Annotated in this window: 1 protein-coding gene; it reads left to right on the top strand. The window is 65.6% G+C overall.

Annotated features, from left to right (window positions below; all coding sequences use genetic code 11):
- Positions 1-15 precede the first annotated feature (15 nt).
- A partial coding sequence (locus G4D86_RS51910) for a flagellar biosynthetic protein FliR (RefSeq protein ID WP_164003116.1) occupies positions 16-433 on the top strand: 418 nt, incomplete at its 3' end.

Raw genomic sequence — 433 nt, 5'->3', positions numbered from 1 at the left:
GTGGTGCCCACGGAGATGAAGATGGGCATCGGGCTGACGCTGGCCATCGTGCTCTATCCCTCCATCGCGCACACCGTGACGACGGTTCCCCTGACGGCGCTGCCCTACATCGCGCTGATGGCCAAGGAGGTCTTCATCGGGTTCTGCATGGCGTTCATCGTCAGCAGCGTCTTCGAGGCGGCGCGCATCGCCGGCACCCTCACGGACACCATGGCGGGCAGCAACAATGCCCAGCTCTACGTGCCGCAGCTCGGCCAGCAGGTCTCGCTCTTCTCCAACCTCAAGGTGCAGCTCGCCGTGGTGTTGTTCCTCACCCTGGACGGGCACCACCTGGTCATCAGTGCCCTGGCGGAGAGCCTCGCCGTGGTGCCGCTGGATGGCTTCCCAAGCTTCAGCCAGGGCTCGTGGACCTTCTTCGACCTGCTGGCGCGGG

The sequence above is a fragment of the Pyxidicoccus caerfyrddinensis genome, from assembly GCF_010894405.1.
Classification (GTDB): domain Bacteria; phylum Myxococcota; class Myxococcia; order Myxococcales; family Myxococcaceae; genus Myxococcus; species Myxococcus caerfyrddinensis.
This window is presented reverse-complemented; position numbering and strand designations above follow the sequence as displayed.